Origin of the sequence: Rhodoferax sp. BAB1, assembly GCF_013334205.1 — a bacterium.
Lineage (GTDB): Bacteria > Pseudomonadota > Gammaproteobacteria > Burkholderiales > Burkholderiaceae_C > Hylemonella.
Genome location: NZ_CP054424.1, coordinates 3,638,725 through 3,658,223, shown reverse-complemented (window position 1 = coordinate 3,658,223; position 19,499 = coordinate 3,638,725). Strand labels below are relative to the sequence as shown.

At 66.3% G+C, this 19,499-nt stretch carries 17 protein-coding genes; 4 read left to right on the top strand and 13 right to left on the bottom strand.

From position 1 onward, the window contains the following. Positions 1 to 8 precede the first annotated feature (8 nt). From HTY51_RS17675 to HTY51_RS17645, 7 genes are all read right to left on the bottom strand, one after another. Complete coding sequence (locus HTY51_RS17675; protein ID WP_174253961.1) at positions 9 to 827, bottom strand: metal-dependent hydrolase; 819 nt, start codon at positions 825 to 827, stop codon at positions 9 to 11. 158 nt (positions 828 to 985) lie between these two features. Continuing rightward, a complete protein-coding gene (locus HTY51_RS17670; protein ID WP_174253960.1) occupies positions 986 to 1,972 on the bottom strand; it encodes a tripartite tricarboxylate transporter substrate-binding protein in 987 nt (328 codons plus the stop codon). Positions 1,973 to 2,097: 125 nt separating this feature from the next. Further along, positions 2,098 to 3,456: an MmgE/PrpD family protein gene (locus HTY51_RS17665; protein WP_174253959.1), complete on the bottom strand. Its 1,359-nt coding sequence runs from the start codon at positions 3,454 to 3,456 to the stop codon at positions 2,098 to 2,100. Positions 3,457 to 3,458: 2 nt separating this feature from the next. Beyond that, positions 3,459 to 4,637 (bottom strand): CaiB/BaiF CoA-transferase family protein, encoded by a 1,179-nt coding sequence (locus tag HTY51_RS17660; protein ID WP_174253958.1) that lies wholly within the window; start codon positions 4,635 to 4,637, stop codon positions 3,459 to 3,461. Next, positions 4,637 to 5,794 (bottom strand): acyl-CoA dehydrogenase family protein, encoded by a 1,158-nt coding sequence (locus HTY51_RS17655; protein WP_174253957.1) that lies wholly within the window; start codon positions 5,792 to 5,794, stop codon positions 4,637 to 4,639. Before HTY51_RS17655 ends, HTY51_RS17660 begins: the two co-directional genes overlap by 1 nt. Before the next feature lie 156 nt (positions 5,795 to 5,950). Beyond that, positions 5,951 to 6,817 carry a MaoC family dehydratase N-terminal domain-containing protein gene (locus HTY51_RS17650; RefSeq protein WP_174253956.1) on the bottom strand — a complete coding sequence of 289 codons (867 nt, stop codon included), beginning with the start codon at positions 6,815 to 6,817 and terminating at the stop codon, positions 5,951 to 5,953. A 104-nt stretch (positions 6,818 to 6,921) separates the two neighbouring features. After that, positions 6,922 to 8,193 carry a GGDEF domain-containing protein gene (locus HTY51_RS17645; protein WP_174253955.1) on the bottom strand — a complete coding sequence of 424 codons (1,272 nt, stop codon included), beginning with the start codon at positions 8,191 to 8,193 and terminating at the stop codon, positions 6,922 to 6,924. Between the two features lie 94 nt (positions 8,194 to 8,287). On the opposite strand from HTY51_RS17645, the gene HTY51_RS17640 reads away from it, so the two are divergent. Then, on the top strand, positions 8,288 to 9,211 hold the full coding sequence (locus HTY51_RS17640; protein ID WP_174253954.1) for a LysR family transcriptional regulator: 924 nt from the start codon (positions 8,288 to 8,290) through the stop codon (positions 9,209 to 9,211). Between the two features lie 57 nt (positions 9,212 to 9,268). Here HTY51_RS17640 and HTY51_RS17635 read toward each other — a convergent pair whose 3' ends face one another. Next, positions 9,269 to 9,577: a PsiF family protein gene (locus HTY51_RS17635; protein ID WP_174253953.1), complete on the bottom strand. Its 309-nt coding sequence runs from the start codon at positions 9,575 to 9,577 to the stop codon at positions 9,269 to 9,271. Positions 9,578 to 9,731: 154 nt separating this feature from the next. Here HTY51_RS17635 and argS point away from each other — a divergent pair, with 154 nt between their 5' ends. The 3 genes from argS to HTY51_RS17620 all read left to right on the top strand — a co-directional run bounded on the left by argS (position 9,732) and on the right by HTY51_RS17620 (position 12,763). After that, on the top strand, positions 9,732 to 11,417 hold the full coding sequence (argS, locus tag HTY51_RS17630) for an arginine--tRNA ligase (RefSeq protein WP_174253952.1): 1,686 nt from the start codon (positions 9,732 to 9,734) through the stop codon (positions 11,415 to 11,417). A gap of 40 nt (positions 11,418 to 11,457) precedes the next feature. After that, the gene (locus tag HTY51_RS17625) at positions 11,458 to 12,054 is read left to right on the top strand and encodes an SPOR domain-containing protein (RefSeq protein WP_174253951.1); all 597 of its coding nucleotides are present in this window, start codon (positions 11,458 to 11,460) and stop codon (positions 12,052 to 12,054) included. A gap of 67 nt (positions 12,055 to 12,121) precedes the next feature. Further along, positions 12,122 to 12,763, top strand: coding sequence for a thiol:disulfide interchange protein DsbA/DsbL (locus HTY51_RS17620; protein ID WP_174254333.1), 642 nt, complete (start codon positions 12,122 to 12,124; stop codon positions 12,761 to 12,763). Positions 12,764 to 13,410: 647 nt separating this feature from the next. Here HTY51_RS17620 and HTY51_RS17615 read toward each other — a convergent pair. From HTY51_RS17615 to holA, 5 genes are all read right to left on the bottom strand, one after another. Next, a complete protein-coding gene (locus tag HTY51_RS17615) occupies positions 13,411 to 15,279 on the bottom strand; it encodes a potassium transporter Kup (RefSeq protein ID WP_174253950.1) in 1,869 nt (622 codons plus the stop codon). Positions 15,280 to 15,424: 145 nt separating this feature from the next. Continuing rightward, a complete protein-coding gene (gene gshA, locus HTY51_RS17610; RefSeq protein WP_174253949.1) occupies positions 15,425 to 16,720 on the bottom strand; it encodes a glutamate--cysteine ligase in 1,296 nt (431 codons plus the stop codon). An 86-nt stretch (positions 16,721 to 16,806) separates the two neighbouring features. Beyond that, positions 16,807 to 17,115, bottom strand: coding sequence for a hypothetical protein (locus HTY51_RS17605; RefSeq protein WP_174253948.1), 309 nt, complete (start codon positions 17,113 to 17,115; stop codon positions 16,807 to 16,809). Next, positions 17,112 to 18,404 (bottom strand): glutamate-5-semialdehyde dehydrogenase, encoded by a 1,293-nt coding sequence (locus HTY51_RS17600; protein ID WP_174253947.1) that lies wholly within the window; start codon positions 18,402 to 18,404, stop codon positions 17,112 to 17,114. The genes HTY51_RS17605 and HTY51_RS17600 overlap by 4 nt, the downstream gene beginning before the upstream one ends. 4 nt (positions 18,405 to 18,408) lie before the next feature. Further along, the gene (gene holA, locus HTY51_RS17595; RefSeq protein WP_174253946.1) at positions 18,409 to 19,488 is read right to left on the bottom strand and encodes a DNA polymerase III subunit delta; all 1,080 of its coding nucleotides are present in this window, start codon (positions 19,486 to 19,488) and stop codon (positions 18,409 to 18,411) included. Positions 19,489 to 19,499: the final 11 nt, after the last annotated feature.

Below are 19,499 nucleotides of genomic sequence, written 5' to 3'. Positions count from 1 at the left end.
CGCCCGGCTCAGCTCCCGACCGGCGTGTAGGCACTGCGATTGGCCAGCAGCCACTCGCGTGATGCCAGGGCCTCATGCTGCGCCGGGTGGAAGTCCGCGCGCAGGTAATCACGCCAGGGCCCGAAGGTGCAGCGCACCAGGCCCTGTTTGCCGAAGAGAAAACTGGCCGCACTGGCCCAGGTAGACCAGCGCCAGAGCGTTTTATCGCGCCGCAGGTTGAGCACCGTCTGGCGCAGCAGGTCACCGATGAAGAACACCGTCGCGCGGCGAAACCACTTGCGGCGCCAGTCCTCGTTGCCGCCCAGGGCCTGGTAGAGGGCGAAGGCGGTGCAACGATGCTCGGCCTCCTCGGCGCTGTGCCACAGCCACAGGGTGGCCAGGCGGCGGTCAGCGCTGCCGAGCACCTCGGGGTGCTTGAGCAGCCAGTCGGCAAAGATGGCCGTGAAATGCTCGTTGGCCGCGGTGATGGCCAGGGGGTGCCGCGGATCCAGGTCTTGCAGCAGCTTGAGGCGCTGCTGTGCGCGCGGGCCCCAGCGGTTCTCCAGGCCCTGTTTTTCCAATTGCTGGTTGTACAGTTCGTGCAGCCGCCGGTGCGTGGCTTCCTGCCCCACGAAGCCCTGCACCTCCGCCTTGAACTGCGCCTGCAGATCGCCGGGCAAGGCCTGGTAGCCCTGGCGCACGGCATCGATGAAGAACTGCTCGCCCACCGGGAAACTCATGGACAGGGCGTTGAAGAAGGCGGTGCGCAAGGGGTCGCCGTCACACCAGTGGCGCGCCATGGGGGCGTCCATGTCAACGAGCAGGCGGCGGACAACAAGATCGGTCATGGGCAAGGTCAGATCAGGGAGAGTGTGGGGATGATGCTCGCGAAAAGGGCAAGGACTGTCAAGACAGAATGCCGCAATGCCTCACGCGCGCGCATCACCGGAGACCGGCAAGAAAAACGCCGGGCGAACCCGGCGTTTTGCATGGCGTGAGGTGCCGCTCAGTCGGCAAACTGGCCGGCCGCACGGATGGCCGTGCCCCACTTCTGCACTTCAGCGGTCAACCAGGCGCGCTGGCCTTCGCTGGTCTGGCGGCCGGCCGGCGGGATTTCGCCGCCCAGCTGGGCCATGCGGTCCACGAAGGCCGGGTCCTTGAGGGCGATACGCATGGCGTCGCCGAACTTCTGCACCACGGCAGCGGGTGTGCCCTTGGGCGCGTAGACACCGTGCCAGACGATGACCTCGAAGTCCTTCAGGCCGCCTTCATGCATGGTGGGCGCATCAGGCAGGGCCTTGATGCGCTGCTTGCTGGTCACGCCATAGAGCTTGACGGTGCCGGCCTTGATGTGCGGCACGGTGTTGGTGGTCTGGTCGCACAGCAGGTCGACCTGGCCGCCCAGCAGCGCATTGAGAGCCGGGCCGGTGCCCTGGAAGGGCACGGTGGTCAGCGTCACGCCCAGGGCCTGCTGGAACAGGGTGCCGCACAGGTGGGAGACGGCGCCCAGGCCGGCATTGGCCAGGTTGATCGAGGCGGCGTTGGCCTTGACGTAAGCCATCAGCTCGGCCAGGTTCTTGGCCGCCATGTCCTTGCGCGCCAGCATGGTCATGGGCACGTCCACCACATTGCCTACGTGCTCGAAATCGCTCACGGGGTTGTAGGCCAGCTTGCGGTACAGGGCCGGGGCGGTGGCCATGCCGTTGTGATGGATCAGGAAGGTGTAACCGTCCGCCGGGGCCTTCATCACGTAGCCGCCAGCAATGGTGCCGCCAGCACCCGCCTTGTTTTCCACCAGCACGGTCTGGCCAAGCGACTTGGTCATGGTGGCGGCCAGGGTACGGGCCACGATGTCGGTGGGGCCGCCGGCGGCGAAGGGCACCACCAGGGCGATGGGCTTGGCCGGATAAGCCTGCGCCAGGGCGGCGGTGCTGCCCAGGGCCAGGGTGGAGGCCACGGCGGCGGCGGTGAAGATTCTGCGGTTCAGGTTCATGGGGCGTCCTTGTTGCTTGGATGAGTAAAAAATCCCTATTTCTTCTTGTGCCGCCTATGGTGATTCAGATGCCATGGGGCGGCAAGCCGGGTCATCCCTAGGATGTGGATATCCCGTACAAGTCCTCAGGACAACAAGCGCCCCACTTTAGGGACGGCCGCGATAGCCCACAGGCCGGCCATGGCCGCGCGCATCTCGGCCTCGGAAGCACCCCCGTGGTACAGGGCCAGACGCAGGGCCTTGTCTTCCAGTTCGGGGCGGCTCAGGGTGTTGCCGGGGTCGCCCTTGGGTTCGTCCACACGGCCGTGCAGCAGGCGACCGTCCGTGGTCTCCACGCGCACCTTGCCGATCCAGCGCGCGGGGTAGGCGCCGTCCACCTCGGGGTCGAGTTCCATGACGACCTTGTCATGGAAGGCCGTCACCTCACCGGCCTTGAAACTGGCGTCGAACTCGCTCAGGCCCGCACGGCCCAGCACGGCCACCAGGCCCAGCACCGTACCCATGGAGAACTTGCTCTGGTGCACAGTCTGCGGGTCGGTCACCGGGCCCAGCACGTCGATGGCGCCCTGGTGCACGAGGGCGGTGACGCGCTTCACGTCGCCGGCCTTCAGGTGGTTCGTCTGCAGCACCTGCTGCAAAGCGTCGGCCGCCGGGTGCGTGTGACGGCAGGAGGCGTGGAACTTGAAGGAGGTCTCGGCCGTGGCCCAGCGCGTGCCCAGACCGTCGGTGAGTTTGCTCACATCGGCGTCGCTCGACATGCCGGCGGCCAGGCCCTGCGGGCCTTCGAGGATGCGGCGCGCGCCGGTGAAACCTTGCTGCGCCAGGTAGGCGGCGGTGAGGCCGGCGCCCGCAGCATGCGCGGTGTGCAGCTGCTTGGAGTCCGCCGCGTCGCGCAGGAACTCCCACAGGCCGGCCGACTGCGTGCCGGCCGAGCCGAAGGCGTGCAGCATCTGCTCCGGCGTGAGCTTGAGCAGATGGCCCACGGCCGCGGCCGCGGCCAGCGTGCCGGCCGTGCCCGTGGTGTGGAAGACCTTGTAGTGCGAGCGGCCGAGAAATTCGCCCACGCGGATGCCCACCTCGTAACCCGCCACGCAGGCGGTCAGCAGCTCCTGGCCCGAGCGGCCCAGGGCCTGCGCCACGGCCAGCGCCGGAGGGAACACCACGGTGGCCGGGTGGAACACCGAGCCGTTGTGCACATCGTCCTGCTCGGCCACATGCGAGGCCGCGGCATTGGCCATGGCGGCCAGCAGCGGGCTGCTGCTGCGACGGTGGATCAGGATCTCGCTGGGGCCGTCCACCGGGCCCATGCTCTCGACGAAGGTGGCCAGGATCTCGACGGCGCGCGCGTTCTTGCCGGCGAGGCAGGAGCCGAACCAGTCGAGCAGCAGGTCTTCGGTGCGGCGGATGACGGGCGCCGGGATGGCATCGAAGGTGAGTGTGGCGGCGAATTCGGCCAGGGCCGCGGAGGAGGGAATCGTGCTCATGTTCAGATGGCTTGTTCGTTCTTGAGTTGTTCGATCTCGCTGGCGCTCAGGCCCAGCTCACGCAGGATGGCCTCGCTGTGCTGGCCCACGGCCGGGATGGCGTCCATGCGCACGTGCGATTCGTCCGGCGCACCGGGTGGCAGCAGCGCAGGCACGGGGCCCACGGGCGAACTCACCTCGGTCCAACGCCGGCGCGCCTGCAGCTGCGGGTGCGCCCACAAATCGGCCATGGTGTTGACCTGGGCGTTGGCGATGCCGGCGTCTTCCAGTCGGGCTATCACCTGGGCCGCCGTCAATTTTCCGAAGGCGGTCTCGATCAAGGCCTTGACCTCGGCCCGCGCGGCCGAGCGCTTGGCGTTGGCATCGAAGCGTGCGTCTTTCGCCAGCGTCGGTTGCTGGAGCACCTTGTCGCAGAACACCGCCCACTCGCGCTCGTTCTGCAGGCCCAGCATGACACTCTTGCCATCACCGGCGGCAAAAGGGCCGTAGGGATAGATGGTGGCGTGCGAGGCGCCGGCGCGCGGCGGCGGCGCCTCGCCGTCATAGGCGTAGTACATGGGAAAACTCATCCACTCGGCCATGCTCTCCAGCATGGAGACGTCGATGCGCCGGCCCAGGCCGGTGCGGCCACGCTGGAGCAGCGCGGTGAGGATGTTGGTATAGGCGTACATGCCGGCGGCGATGTCGGCAATGGAGCAGCCGGCCTTGGCGGGCTCGTCGGGCGAGCCCGTCACCGAGAGGAAACCGGCCTCGCTCTGGATCAACAGGTCGTAGGCCTTCTTGTCGCGGTAGGGCCCGCTGTCGCCATAACCCGAAATGTCGCAGACGATGAGCTTCGGATATTTCTCGTGCAGAGCCTCGAAGGACAGGCCCATGCGCGCGGCCGCACCCGGGGCAAGGTTCTGCACCAGCACGTCGGCCTGCGCCAGCAACCGGTCCATGATGTCCGCCGCTTTCCCGTGCTTGAGGTCGAGCGTCAGGCTTTCCTTGGAGCGGTTGGTCCAGGTGAAGTGCGAGGACAGGCCCTTGACGCGGCTGTCGTAACCGCGCGCGAAGTCACCCACCTCAGGGCGCTCGACCTTGATGACACGCGCGCCCTGGTCGGCCAGCTGGCGCGAGCAGAAGGGTGCGGCAATGGCGTGTTCCAGCGTGACGACGGTGATGCCCGTGAGAGGTTTCATCAGAACGACCTCGGCAGGCCCAGCAGGTGCTCGGCGACGTAGGAGAAGATCAGGTTGGTCGAGATCGGCGCCACCTGGTACAGGCGGGTCTCGCGGAACTTGCGCTCGATGTCGTATTCGCAGGCGAAGCCGAAACCGCCATGCATCTGCAGGCAGACGTTGGCCGCTTCCCAGGAGGCCTTGGCCGCCAGGTACTTGGCCATGTTCGCCTCGGCACCGCAGGGCTGGTGCGCGTCGAACAACTCGCAGGCTTTCCAGCGCATGAGGTTGGCGGCCTCGACTTCGATGTAGCTCTCGGCGATGGGGAACTGCACGCCCTGGTTCTGGCCCGTGGGGCGGCCGAAGACTACGCGGTCCTTCACATACTTCGTCACGCGATCGACGAACCAGTAGCCGTCGCCGATGCATTCGGCGGCAATCAGGGTGCGCTCGGCGTTGAGGCCGTCGAGGATGTACTTGAAACCCTGGCCTTCCTGACCGATCAGGTTCTCGGCCGGGATCTCCAGGTTCTCGAAGAAGAGTTCATTCGTTTCATGGTTAACCATGTTGGGGATGGGCCGTACGGTCAGGCCGGCCTTCTCGGCCTGGCGCAGATCGACCATGAAGATGGACATGCCCTCGCTCTTTTTCTTCACATCGGCCAGCGGCGTGGTGCGCGCCAGCAAGATCATGAAGTCCGAGTGCTGCACGCGCGAGATCCAGACCTTCTGGCCGTTGACCACGTAACGGTCGCCCTTCTTCACCGCCGTGGTCTTGATCTTGGTGGTGTCGGTGCCGGTACTGGGCTCGGTCACGCCCATGGACTGCAGGCGCCATTCACCGGAGGCGATCCTGGGCAGGTACAGCTCTTTCTGCGCCTTGGATCCGTGGCGCAGCAGGGTGCCCATGTTGTACATCTGGCCGTGGCAGGCGCCGGCGTTGCCGCCGCTGCGGTTGATCTCTTCCATGATGACCGAGGCCTCGGTCAGGCCCAGGCCGGAGCCGCCGTATTCCTGCGGGATCAGCGCGCCCAGCCAGCCAGCCTTCGTCAAGGCGTCGACGAACTCTTCGGGGTATATGCGCGCCGCGTCGATCTTGCGGTGGTATTCGTCGGGGAACTGGGCGCAGAGACCGCGCACGGCGTCGCGGATGTCCTGGTATTTGTCGGTCTTGTTCATCGGTGTGGGTTCATCTTTTTTGTGGGAAGAAATTCAAAGCCGCGCAGCCAGCCCTTCCGAGGCAGCCGTGGAACCGGCTTTGCCGGGCCACTGGCTGCGCCCCCCTCCCGCCGAAGGCGAGAGAGGGGGGAGACGCGCAGCGTCTCGGGGGGTGCTTCATATCTCGGCCGTGGCCTGCATGGTGAGCCAGCCCTCGTGGTCACGGCCCCAGAGCGTGACGGTCTGGCCCTCGCGCTTGCCGCAGACCGTGAAGGGATGGATGTCGAAGGTGGGGCGCACGGCCTTGAAGCTGAAACGCTTCACCTGGGCGTTGGGCAGATTCCGGCGCAGCAGGTCCGTCAACAGCGTGGCGATCAGCGGGCCGTGCACGATGAGGCCGGGGTAACCCTCCACACCGGTGACGTAGCTGCGGTCGTAATGGATGCGGTGGCCGTTGAAGGTCAGCGCCGAGTAGCGGAACAGCAGCACCGGGTCGGGCACGATCTCGCGGCTGAACTGCTCGTCGCGCGGCGCCGGGGTGGGCGCAGGCTGCGGCGCACCGGGCAGCGGTGCATCGCGGTAGACGATGTCGTGCTCCTCGCTCAGTGCCAGGCCCTGGGCATTGCTGAATTCATGGCGCACGCAGACGAAGACCAGGGCGCCGCTGCGGCCCTCCTTCACCGTCACGTCCTTGATGGTGGACACGCGTGTCACGTTTTCACCCACGCGCAGCGGCTGCACAAAGTCCAGCCGGCCACCGGCCCACATGCGCCGCGGCAGCGGCACGGGCGGCAGGAAACCGCCGCGCCGGGCATGGCCGTCCTCGCCGATCTCGCTGTGGCGCGTGAGCGGCGTGAAGTAGAGCCAGTGCCACAGCGGCGGCAGCGCGGTGCCGGGCACGGGGGCCGGGTCGTCCCGGTCCAGCGTGGCCGAGAGGGCAGCCACCGGGGTGGTGCTGAGCTGGTCCGCGCGGGTCTCGCTGCGGCCGATCCAGTCGCGCAGGGTGTCCAGCGCCAGGGTGGGGGTGGAAGCGGGGATGTTCATGGGCGCAGATCATGCGCCTGCCGCCGGCCGGGCGCCATTTGGATTTGCGCAAGGGCCTGTTAGCCGGTCCTTAACGCGCGCCCTGCGGGACCGTGAACAGGCTCTCAGAGCGCGCTGAACTGGGTCTGCCCGGGCTCGTAGGCCAGCACGCGGTTGCGCCCGGCACTCTTGGCGGCGTAAAGCGCCTTGTCGGCCCGCTCGGTCAGGGTGTCTGCGGTTTCACCGGGCGCCAGCTGGGCCACGCCGACCGAGACCGTGATGCAGAAGCGGCGCCCGCCTTCGCCCGTGAACGTCAGGTCCGCGATGGCCAGGCGCAGGCGTTCGCCGGCCTCCACGGCCTGCGACAGGGGCGTGGCCGGCAAGAGCACGATGAACTCCTCCCCGCCCCAGCGGCCGAAGATGTCGCTACCGCGCAGCGTTTCCTGGGCCTGCGTTGCCAGGCGCCGCAGCACCTCGTCGCCCACGGCGTGGCCATGCGCGTCGTTGACGCGCTTGAAGAAATCGATGTCCAGCAGCAGGATGGAGAAGTCCTCGGGCTGACGCTCCCAGGCCTTGACCTGGCGGCGCAGTTCGGCCTCGATGTGGCCGCGGCGGAAGGCGCCTGTCAGGCCGTCGCGGATGGCCAGTTCACCAAGCTTGCGGTTGGTCGCCTCCAGCTCCTGGGTGCGGCTGCGCAGCAGTTCGTGCATCTGCAGTTCCTGCTGGATGTTCTGGTGCAGCTGGTCCAGCAGCTTGCGCTGGGTCAGGCGCGCGCGCACCCATTCGCGTGTGCGCCGGTGCTCGCCGCGACTGCGCACCAGCAGCATCACCGCATAGACCACGAAGGCCCAGTTCACCACCGGCAGCTCCTGGACGAAACCCGGGTAGTGCCGGTGCAGTTGCCACAGGGTGCCGGCCACGATGGCGATCATGAAGCTGGCGTAGAGCCGCATCTCGATGCCCAGCGCACTCAACAGGAAGGCCACCAGGGCCACGATGAAGATCAGGCGCAGGAAGAAGAGCACATCGACCTGGCCCGTGCCCACCATGGTGATGCTGCCAACCCAGACCGCCGCCAGGCCGACGGAGCCCAGCCACTCCAGGCCGAACCACAGCCGCCCATGCACGATCTGGGTCTGCGGCAAGGCCGCCAGGAAGACATGGGCCAGCAGGACGCGAAAAGTCAGCACCAGCAGGGCACAGCCGGCCCACAGCAGCAACTGTTCGCGCGGCTGGGCTGTCCAGTGGGACCAGACGATCAGGAAAACCGGCAGGACACCGACCAGCGCCGATTCCCTCGTGCGCGCGAAGAGCTCGCGCATCATGCGCGCCTGGATGGCCTCTTCCTGCAGCCTGGGCAGGCTTTCGGGGTAGATGGAGGCAGGGGAGGTGTCCACGGTCGCCTGGGAAGTGATGTCCTGATTTTCTCAAAAATGAACAAATCCGTCTTGTTTTTCCTCAATTAGCTGCACGCAGAGACATAATTGTTCAATGGACAAGCTCAAACAAATGGAGTCCTTCGTCTCGGTGGCCACCCGCGGCAGCCTGACCGCTGCCGCCCATGCCGAGGGCGTGGCCCCCGCCATCATGGGCCGGCGGCTGGACGCGCTAGAGGAACGCCTGGGTGTGAAGCTGCTGGTGCGCACCACGCGGCGCATCAGCCTGACCCACGAGGGCAGCGCCTTCCTGGAGGATTGCCAGCGCTTGCTCACCGATGTGGCCAATGCCGAAGCCAGCGTCTCGGCCGGCGGTGTCAAGGCCAGCGGCCACCTGCGGATCACGGCGCCGGCCGGTTTCGGCCGCCGCCATGTGGCGCCCCTGGTTCCCAAGTTTCGCGAACTGCATGCCGATGTGACCATCTCCCTGAACCTCAGCGACCGGGTGGTGGACATTGCCGGCGAAGGGTATGACTGCGCGGTGCGCGTGGGCGACATGCCGGATTCCTCCCTGGTCAGCGTACGCATGGCCGACAACCGGCGCCTGTGCGTGGCCACCCCCGACTTTCTCAAGCGCCACGGCACGCCCCTGGTGCCGCAGGACCTGACCCGCTTCGACTGCCTGGTGTTGTCCAGCGACGCTTCGCAGACCCGCGGCTGGGCATTCAGCGTTCCCAAGGATGACGCCCGGGAAGTCATGCACCTGCGCCCCGGCGGCCCCATGGACTGCTCGGACGGCCAGGTGCTGCACAACTGGTGCCTGGCGGGCCATGGCATCGCCTGGCGCAGCTCCTGGGAGGTGGAAGAGGAGATCGCCGAAGGCCGCCTGGTGGCCGTGCTGGAGGAGTTCGCCGCGCCGCCCAACGGCATCTATGCGGTGTTCCCGCAACGCAAGCACCTGCCGCTGCGCGTGCGGCTGTGGGTGGACTTTCTCAAGCACCACTACGGCCAGCCCGGCTTCTGGCAGGTACGCCGCTGAAAGCGGCGACCAGAAAAAAGCCCCGCTCTGCGGGGCTTTTTGACAGGCGCTGGCAGCTTATTTGTTGCTCAGGCACTGGCTCATGAACTTCTTGCGCTCGTCGCCGGTCTTGCCGGTGGCGTCGGCATTGCACTTCTTCATGCGCTCCTGCTGGGGCGTGGCCTTGGCCGTCGCGGCGGCCGGCTTGGCCTTGAGACACTCGCTCATGAATTTCTTGCGCTCGTCGCCCTTCTTGTCACCGGCTTCCTTGTTGCACATGCTCATCTTGTTCTGCTGGGCCGTCGGCGCCTTTTTCTCTTCATCGGCATGCGCAACGCCAAGGCTCAGGGACAGGCCGAGGGCGAGCAGGGTCAGCAGTTTTTTCATGGTGTCTCCTCCAGAATGGGTGGGGTTGGGGTATTGAATCGCAAGCCGATTCCAGCATACAACGGCCGGGCCGGCAAATCTGCTGACAAACGGTTACCCCGGCTTGCACGGCGCCCCGGCGGGCGGCGCAGCCCCGGTCAGTAGAATCAGGGCCATGTTGACTGTCAAAAACGAACTGCTCCAGACCCTCGGCATCGTGCTGGAGCAGCTGCTGCCCGGCGCCGGTGCGCGGGCGGCCTTCGAATCCCCCAAGATGGCCGAACACGGCGACCTGGCCACCACGGCGGCCATGCAGCTGGCCAAACCCCTGAAGCAGCCCCCGCGCCAGGTGGCCGAGAGCCTGCGCAGCGCGCTGCTGGCCACCCCGGCCTTCTCGACCTGGGTCGAGGCGGTGGAGATCGCCGGCCCCGGTTTCATCAACATCCGCCTCAAACCCGCCGCCAAGCAGCAGGTGGTGCGCGAAGTGCTGTCGCAGGGTGCGCAGTACGGGCACCAGCTGGCCAATGGCCGGCGCATGATGGTCGAGTTCGTCTCGGCCAACCCCACGGGCCCGCTGCACGTGGGCCACGGCCGCCAGGGTGCCCTGGGCGACGCCATCTGCAACCTCTTCCAGACCCAGGGCTGGGAGGTCAGCCGCGAGTTCTATTACAACGACGCCGGTGTGCAGATCGGCACCCTGGCCAACAGCGTGCAGCTGCGCGCCAGGGGTTTCAAGCCCGGCGACGCCGAGTGGCCGGAAGCCGCCTACAACGGCGACTACATCGCCGACATCGCGGCCGACTTCATGGCGAAAAAATCGGTCAGGTCGGACGACCGCGAGTTCACCGCCAGCGGCGACGTGAACGACCTGGACGGCATGCGCCTGTTCGCCGTGGCCTACCTGCGCCACGAACAGGACCTGGACCTCAAGGCCTTCGCCGTGAAGTTCGACAACTACTACCTCGAGTCCAGCCTGTACACCAGCGGCAAGGTCGACGCCGCCGTGCAGAAGCTGCGCGAGGCCGGCAAGACCTACGAGCACGACGGCGCCCTGTGGCTCAAGACCACCGAGTACGGCGACGACAAGGACCGCGTCATGCGCAAGGGCGATGGCAGCTACACCTACTTCGTGCCGGACGTGGCCTACCACATCACCAAGTTCGAGCGCGGCTACGAGAAGGTCGTGAACATCCAGGGCACCGACCACCACGGCACCATTGCGCGCGTGCGCGCCGGCCTGCAGGCCGTGGGCCTGGGCATCCCCCAGGGTTTCCCCGACTACGTGCTGCACACCATGGTGCGCGTGGTGCGCGGCGGCCAGGAAGTGAAGATCTCCAAGCGCGCCGGCAGCTACGTGACGCTACGCGACCTGATCGAGTGGACCAGCAAGGACGCGGTGCGCTTTTTCCTGCTCAGCCGCAAGCCCGACACCGAGTACACCTTCGACGTGGACCTGGCCGTGCAGAAGAACAACGAGAACCCGGTCTACTACGTGCAGTACGCGCATGCGCGCATCTGCTCGGTCATCAACACCTGGCGCGAGAAGGAAGGCGGCCACCGCAGCACGCTCAAGGACGCGGACCTGGCGCTGCTGAACAGCCCGGCGGCCCAGGGCCTGATGCTGCAGCTCTCCAGGTACCCCGAGATGCTCACGGCCGCCGCGCAGGACTTCGCGCCGCACGACGTGACCTTCTACCTGCGCGAGCTGGCCGCCAGCTACCACAGCTACTATGATGCCGAGCGCATCCTGGTGGAGGACGAGGCGCTCAAGCGCGCACGGCTGGCCCTGGTGGCCGCCACGGCGCAGGTGCTGCACAATGGCCTGGCGGTGCTGGGCGTGAGCGCACCGGAGAAGATGTGAGCCCTCGGCGGCATTGTTCATCAGCACGACAAGAGAATTCATGAAACAGCAACGCGGCGGAACCATCCTGGGCCTGATCATCGGCGTCGTCATCGGCCTGGCCGTGGCGCTGATGGTCGCCCTCTACGTGACCAAGACCCCGGTGCCCTTCCTGAACAAGGGGCAGAACCGCACCCCCGACCAGGATGCGGCCGAGGAAAAGCGCAACAAGGACTGGGACCCGAACGCTCCGCTCTACAACAAGACCAAGCCGCCGGCACCGGCCGCCTCGGCCCCCAAGGCTGCGACCAAGCCCGCCACGCCGGCGCCTGCGGTCAAGCCGCCGCCGGCCAAGGCCGACAGCAAACCCTCGGCCGACCCCTTGGGCGACCTGGCGCGTGCCAAGGCGGGTGCCGCCGATCCCTTCGCCTATTTCATCCAGGTCGGCGCCTTCCGCACCCCCGAAGATGCCGAGGCCCAGCGCGCCAAGCTCTCGCTGACCGGCGTGGAAGCCAAGGTGACCGAGCGTGAGCAGTCAGGCCGCCAGATCTTCCGCGTGCGCGTCGGCCCCTATGACAAGAAGGATGAGGCCGAGAAGATCAAGGCCCAGATCGAGGCTGCCGGCCACGAGACCGCCCTGGTACGCGTGCAGCGCTGAGCCGGTACTGAACTTTTTCAAGCCGGGCGTGTCCCACCCGGGCATTCAAATGGAGCTTATGCAGATGATGAAACGTCGTGACTTCTCCCGCGCCTGCGGCGCCGCCCTGGCCGGTGCCACCGTGCTGCCCGCCTTCGCCCAGCAGCGTTTCGACGCCGGCAAGGACTACCTGCCGCTGGACAAGCCGGCCCCCATCGACACGCCCAGCGGCAAGATCGAGGTGGTCGAGTTCTTCTGGTACAACTGCCCGCACTGCAACGCTTTCGAGCCCGCGCTGGAAGCCTGGATCAAGCGTGCGCCCAAGGACGTGGTGGTCAAGCGCGTGCCCGTCGCCTTCAGCAGCGCCTACCAGGGCCAGCAGCGCCTGTATTACGCCCTGGAAGCCATGAACCTGGTCGACAAGGTGCACGCCAAGGTCTTCCAGGCCATCCACGGCGAGCGCAAGCGCCTGGAGAACCCCGAGGTCATCGCCGACTGGGTCGCCAGCCAGGGCGTGGACAAGGCCAAGTTCATGGAACAGTTCAACTCCTTCACCGTGGCCTCCAAAGTCACCCGCGCCGGCCAGCTGACCGCCGCCTACAAGGTCGAAGGCGTGCCCGCCATGGGCGTGGCCGGCCGCTTCTATACCGACGCTACCCTGACCCGCAACATGGATCGTTCGCTGCAGGTGGTGGACTATCTGGTGGGTGAGGTGCGCAAGGGACGTTGATCGGCCTCTTGTCCTCTCTTGCCAAGGCCCGCTTTCGAGCGGGCTTTCTTTTTGCGTTGTGTTTTTGCGTGCGTAGCTTGCCGGGTCTCGCCCCGGCGGGCGAGGTACTTTTCTTTGCTTCGCCAAAGCAAAGTACCCAAAAGAAAGGCGAGCCGAAGTCAGGGCCCCTGCGGGGTACCTTGCGCTGCTCGCATCGGGCGGGGTCGGGCTAAACTCGCTGCGCTCTGACAACGCCCGCCCTGATCCGCCCGCTGCTGCGCTGCTCAGCCCTGCCACACGGCATAGGGAACCCAACAGCCGGGAACCAACAGCCAAAGACCAAACAACTGAACAAGGACGCGCCATGGCGCGTCCTTGTGGCCTTTGGTTTTGGTATCCGGCTCCCCTCTGCCGTGTGCGGAGGCGAGTAGCGCAGGACAGGGCGGAAAAAGAAGTGCAGATGTCTGAGCCCGTAGGGCGAGTTTCTGCACTTCCCGCCCTGGCCGAGCAACGCAGTGTGCCCGCAGCGTAGCGGAGGGACGACGCACCCGGCTCGCCTTTTCTTTGGTGACTTTCTTTTGGCGAAGCAAAAGAAAGTTACTGCCCTGTCGGGGGCATATCCCGACAAAGCCACGCAAGCAAATCAGCCGATCAAAGAAGCAAGAAGATCAGATCTCGATCTTCGACCCCAGCTCCACCACCGCATTGTTCGGCAGGTTCAGAAACTCCGCCGCCGCGCTGGCGTTGTGGTGCATCTGTGCAAACAGCTTCTCGCGCCAGGGCAACATGCCGTGTCCCATGGTGGGGATGACGATGTCGCGTGACAGGAAGTAGCTGGTCGTCATGGGCTCCAGCGTGCAGCCCTGGCTGCGGACCTGCGCCAGTGCGACAGGCAGGTCCGGATCGTTCTTGAAGCCGTAGTGCACGATGACCTGCCAGCAGTCGTGGCCCAGGGACTCGATCTCGATGCGCTTGTCCAGCCCGATCCAGGGCACCTCATGGTTGCGCACGGTGACGAAGAGGTTGTTTTCGTGCAGCACCTTGTTGTGCTTGAGGTTGTGCAACAGGGCATTGGGCACGCTGCCGGGCTCGGCGGTCAGGAAGACAGCCGTGCCTTCGACGCGCACCGGCGGACTGACAAACACGGCCTCCAGGAAACCCGGCAGGTCCAGCGCATCCTGCTTGAGCGCCGCATTGAGCTGGGCCCGGCCCTGCTTCCAGGTGGTCATCAGGATGAAGACGGCGCCGCCGATGGCCAGCGGGAACCAGCCACCGTGGTGCAGCTTCATGAGGTTGGAACTGAAAAAGGCCAGGTCCACCACGAAGAAGAAACCGGTGGACGCCAGGCACAGTGCAAGCGGGTACTTCCAGCCGTAGCGCAGCACGAAGAAGGTCAGGACCGTCGTGATCAGCATGTCCAGCGTGACGGCGATGCCATAGGCCGCAGCCAGGTTGCTGGAGGAGCGGAACATCAGCACCGCCAGCACGATGGCCACGAACAGGCCCCAGTTGACGAAGGGCATGTAGATCTGGCCCGTGTCCCTGACGCTGGTGTGCTGCACCTGAAGGCGCGGCAGGTAACCCAGCTGGATGACCTGCTTGGTCACGCTGAAGGCGCCCGAGATCAGGGCCTGTGAAGCGATCACGGTGGCCATGGTGGCCAGGCCCACCAGAGGCAACAGGGCCCAGTCGGGCGCCATCATGTAAAAGGGGTTCTTCACGGCCTCGGGGTTCTTGAGCAGCAAGGCTCCCTGGCCAAAGTAGTTGAGCGTGAGCGCGGGCATGACGACGGAGAACCAGGCCAGGCGGATCGGCTTCTTGCCGAAGTGGCCCATGTCGGCGTACAGCGCCTCGCCACCGGTCACGCACAGCACCACCGCGCCCAGGATGATGAAGGTGGTGCCGGGGTTGTGCCACATGAAACCGAGCGCGTAATGCGGGCTCAAGGCCCACAGGATGGCCGGATTGCTGGCGATGTGCGCCAGGCCCAGCAGGGCGATGACCGTGAACCAGACCAGGGTGATGGGGCCGAAAAACTTGCCGATGCCGGCCGTGCCGCGCTTTTGCACGGCAAACAGCGCAAACAGGATGACCAGCGTAAGCGGGATGACGGCCGCCTTGAAGGCCGGTGACACCACTTCCAGGCCCTCGACCGCCGACAGCACCGAAATCGCCGGTGTGATGACGCCGTCACCATAGAACAGGCAGGTCCCGAAGATGCCCACCAGCAGCAGCACACGCCGCAGGGCCGGCTTGTCCTTGACCGACTGCGAGGCCAGCGCCAGCATGGCCACCAGACCGCCCTCGCCATTGTTGTCCGCCCGCAGCACCAGCGTGACGTACTTGAGCGAGACGATGACCGTCAGCGTCCAGAAGAAGATGGAGAGGATGCCGTAGACGTTGTCCGGCGTGAAAGGCACGTGCCCGGAGCCGAACACCTCCTTGACCGCGTACAGCACGCTGGTGCCGATATCACCGTAGACAACACCGATGGCGCCCAGGGTCAGGGCCGCGAGCGAGGATTTGGATGCGGACACAAAAAAGCCCCGTCTTCACGAGCGGGGTTCAGGCTATGCAGATGCGCTATTGTGCTCCGAGCGCCCCGGCACGCCAAACGATGCCGGGTGACCACCCTGCCGGCAGCCCGGATTGTTGCAGCGCAGCAACTCCGGGCCTGCCCGCTTATTCGTAGACCTCGGCCTCGGGGTTCGTGGCTTCCAGTTCGTAGCTGGCCGCCAGCATGGCCAGGCGGCCGATGACGCCGTACATGTAGAAGCGGTTGGGCGCGCTGGCCCCGGGCTTGGCGCCGGGCTGGGGCAGATGGGTGCTCTGGTCGAAAGCCAGGGGCACGAAGCTGGCGCCCGGGGCATTGAGGTTTTCGTCGATGCCGCGCTCGGCGTGCACGCGGTAGAAACCGCCCACCACGTAGCGGTCCATCATGTAGACCACGGGTTCGGCCACGGCGTCGTGCATGCGCTCGTTGGTCAGCACACCTTCCTGGATGATGACCTCGCTGACGGTCTGCCCGTCCTTGATGACGCTCATCTTGTTGCGCGTACGGCGGTTCAGGTCTTCCAGCTCCTTGGGGTCGCGCACGGTCATGATGCCCATGCCATAGGTGCCGTTGTCGGCCTTGACGACCACGAAGGGCTTTTCCTTGATGCCGTATTCCTTGTACTTGCGCCGGATCTTGGTGAGCAGGGCGTCGACGTTGCTGCTCAGGCATTCGTTGCCCGCGCTCTCGGCGAAGTTGACCTCGCCGCAGCGGTTGAACATGGGGTTGATCAGCCAGGGGTCGATGCCCAGCAGCTTGCCGAAGCGCTTGGACACTTCTTCGTAGCTCTGGAAATGCTTGCTCTTGCGGCGCACGGACCAGCCCGCGTGCAGCGGCGGCAGCAGGTACTGCTCGTGGATGTCCTCCAGGATGCCGGGGATGCCGGCCGAAAGATCGTTGTTGAGCAGGATGGTGCAGGGGTCGAAGTCCTTGAGGCCCAGGCGGGTCTTGCTGCGGATGACCGGCTCCAGCGTGACGGTCTCGCCGCCGGGAATTTCGATGACGGTATTTTTCTTGATCTCGGGGCTGATGGAGCCGATGCGCACGTTCAGGCCGGCCATGTGGAAGATGCGCCGCAGCTGCGCCACATTGCTCAGGTAGAAGGTGTTGCGCGTGTGGTTCTCGGGGATCAGCAGCAGGTTGCGCGCCTCGGGGCAGATCTTCTCGATCGCCGCCATGGCCGCCTGCACCGCCAGCGGCAGCATCTCGGGCGTGAGGTTGTTCCAGCCGCCGGGGTAGAGGTTGGTGTCCACCGGCGCGAGCTTGAAGCCGGCGTTGCGGATGTCCACCGAGCTGTAGAAGGGTGGCGTGTGTTCCATCCACTCCAGGCGGAACCAGCGCTCGATGGCGGGCATGGAGTCGAGGATGCGCTGCTCGAGCTCGTTGATGGGACCGGTCAGGGCGGTGATGAGATGGGGAACCATGCAGTCCTCGCGATTGTTGTTGCGATGATTCTAGGACGTGCGGGCTGCCTGGCGCGATTCAAGCCGGCCGACCGACCCAGGCGGGCTTATTTCCCGCCTTCGAACAGCCAGTGGACCAGCTTGCGGGCTGTCTCGGGGCTGAGGTGCTCATGCGCCGGAATATGCCGGAACCCTTCGCCCTGCAACAGTTCATCCACCGCATGTTGTTCCGCACCCGCCTTGTCACGACGCTGGGCGTACTTGGCTGAAAGGCGCTCGAAACCGGGCGCATCGGCTCGCACCGGGGCGCCGTGGCAGTTGTAGCAGCCCATCTCGCTGGCCAGCGCCGGACTGGCCTGGCTGGCCAAGGGCAGCGCCAGGCCCAGCAGGCAGGCGGCCAGCCGGCGCATGCTCAAGCCCTGACCTCGCCCTCGCCCAGCACCACGTACTTGAGTGAGGTCAGGCCTTCGAGGCCCACCGGGCCGCGCGCATGGAACTTGTCGGTACTGATGCCGATCTCGGCGCCCAGGCCGTATTCGAAGCCGTCGGCAAAACGCGTGCTGGCGTTGACCATCACGCTGCCCGAATCCACCTCGCGCAGGAAGGCCTGGGCATGCATGTGGTCGCGCGTGAGGATGGCGTCGGTATGGTGGCTGCCGTACTGGTTGATGTGGGAAATCGCCTCGTCCAGCCCCGCCACCACCTTGACGGCGATGATGGGCGCCAAGTATTCCTCGTACCAGTCCTGCTCGGTGGCTTCCTTGAGCTGGGCGCCGGGGATGCCTTCCAGGATGGCCCAGGACTCCGGGCAGCAGCGCATCTCCACGCCCTTGGCGGCGTAGACGGCACCGATGCGGGGCAGGAAGTCGACCGCCACGCCCCGCGCCACCAGCAGGCTCTCGGTGGCATTGCAGGGGCTGTACTTGTTGGTCTTGGCGTTGTCGGCGACCCGCACCGCCATGTCGAGGTCGCAGGGATCGTCGACATAGGTGTGGCAGTTGCCGTCCAGGTGCTTGATGACCGGCACCTTGGCCTCGCGGCTGATGCGCTCGATCAGCGACTTGCCGCCGCGCGGGATGATCACGTCCACGTATTCGGGCATGGTGATGAGCTGGCCCACCACCTCGCGGTCGGTGGTCTGCACCAGCTGCACGGCCTGCGCCGGCAGGCCGGCCTCGACCAGGGCCTGCTGCACCAGCTTGGCCAGCGCCTTGTTCGACTCGATGGCCTCGGAGCCGCCACGCAGGATGCAGGCATTGCCGCTCTTGATGGACAGGCTGGCCGCCTCGATGGTGACGTTGGGCCGGCTCTCGAAGATCATGCCGAAGACGCCGATGGGCACGCGCATCTGGCCCACGCGGATGCCGCTGGGCTGCTGTTTCATGCCGACGATCTCGCCGATGATGTCGCCCATGGCCGCCAGCTGCTCGCACCCCTGAGCCACGGTCTCGATGACCTTGGGCGTGAGCTTGAGCCGATCCACCATGGGCTCGGCCAGGCCGGCCGTCTGGGCGCGGGCCAGGTCTTTGTCGTTTTCCCGGCCCAGCGCAGCCGTATTGGCGCGCAGCAGGGCGGCCAGACGACGCAGGGCGTCGTTCTTCTTCGCGGCGCTGGCCTTGGCCATCCCGGCGGCGGCGACGCGCGCCTGCCGGCCCAAGGCCTGGGTGATGTCGGTGATGCGGGCGGTGGCGTCGGGCGCGTTCATGCGCTTATTTTCGCACGCCACCCGTTTTCGCGGGGGCGATGGCACAGTGCCCGCACAGCTGCAGGGCCAGGCGCTGCAGGGCCTGCCAACCCTCGGTGGGCCAGTCGGGCTGCTTCAAGCCCTTGACGATGCCGTCGACCTGATGCGCCGCCTGCAGCAGATTGGCCAGGTCAGTGGCCGTCAGCAGGGGCAGCACGCGCTCGTAGAGGCGCTCCTTCAGGCCCCAGATGCGCTGCTCGCGCAGGGCCATGGGCAGGGGGCGGCCCTGCCCGATGGCATCCTTGACGCGCTTGAGGGCGCGAATGTCCTCGCTCAGCGCGTAGTGCACCAGCACCTCGGCCTCGCCCTCGGCTTTCAGGCCATCGAGCATGCGCTGCACGCGCGCCGCCTGCCCGGCCAGCACGGCCTCGGACAGCTTGAACACGTCGTAGCGCGCCACGTTCAGCACGGCGCCTTCGACCTGCTCGAAAGACAACTCCCCTTCGGGATACAGCAGTGCGAGTTTCTGGATTTCCTGGTGGGCGGCCAGCAGATTGCCCTCCACCCGGTCGGCGAAAAACTGCAGGGTACGCTGCCCCTCCTCGCCACCCACGACCCGCTGGCCCTGGGCGCCCAGGCGCTGGGCAATCCACTGCGGCAGGGCCCGCCGTTCGACCGGCTCGACCTGCACCGTCACGCCAAAGCTTTCCAGGGCGCCGAACCAGGCGCCGGTTTTCGTTTGTTTGTCCAGGCGCGGCAGCAGCACCAGGGTGAGCGTGCTGTCGTTGTCCTGGGCGGCTTCGGCCAGCTGCTGCAGCGCCACGCTGCCGTCCTTGCCGGGTTTGCCCGAAGGAATGCGGATCTCGACGATCTGCTTGTCGGCGAACAGGCTCAGGGAACCGCCAGCCGCCAGCACCTCGCTCCAGTCGAAGTGGGCACCGGCCACCGTGTGCACGGTGCGCTCGGTATAACCCTGGGCACGCGCCGTCGCGCGGATGGTGTCGGCCACCTCCTGTTGCAGCAGCGGCTCGTCACCGTGGACCGTGTACAGGCTCTTGAGCCCGCGCTGCAGCTGGGCGGGGAGCTGGGCGGCTGCGACTTGCATGCGTAGGCTCC